Raw genomic sequence first — 655 nt, forward strand, 5'->3', positions numbered from 1 at the left:
CATCTCCCGGACGAGGAGATGCTCGAGGAAACAATGAAACGATGCAAGCACATCTTCGGGTCGCTTGCCTTTCAACCGAAGGGCGCTCGCGCGGAAAAAGTCGTGGATCGCCGCAAGTGAGGAAAACACCCCACTCTCCGCATGGTAACGACGAGCGCGCTCCGCGTCAACCGCAAGGCGCTCCTCGTAGAGCTCTCGAAACACAGTTATGATGTCTTCATCAGCAGATCCCAGCGCGATATAGGCCATCAGCTTGCCGGCAACTCCTAGATCATACAAGCTGGAGCGGTTCGTGTAAGGTCCGAAATGATCGCCCGCGGCAGCATAGGACTGACCTATCAGCGGAAACAGGCACTCGATGAACCGAGCGCCGCAGCGGTCTACATAGTAGAGACGTGGAAAAATGATGCCGTCCCATACCAAGCAGAAGGCGGATTGTCCGGCTTTGATAAACGGGCTGGTGCAGTATGCGGAGGCCACATGGCCTGTGACGTGCGGATAGCTTCTATAAGAAAAGAACGTGCCGCCGAGCATTAGGCTAAAGCCGTCGCGTGAATCGAGAAGGCCCTCGGCATCTCGTTCAGCATACGATGCCCACTTGAGAGTGACAGGTTCCGCCCCACTGAGGACCTGAAAACCCTCCCTCCACCACCCG

General features: G+C 56.6%; 1 protein-coding gene. It reads right to left on the reverse strand.

The annotated features are described in order from the left end of the window. A partial coding sequence (locus tag HCN58_RS35230; RefSeq protein ID WP_283814711.1) for a carbamoyltransferase N-terminal domain-containing protein occupies positions 1–655 on the reverse strand: 655 nt, incomplete at both ends.

This window comes from Bradyrhizobium australiense (assembly GCF_013114825.1).
In the GTDB taxonomy this organism is placed as follows: Bacteria; Pseudomonadota; Alphaproteobacteria; order Rhizobiales; family Xanthobacteraceae; genus Bradyrhizobium; species Bradyrhizobium australiense.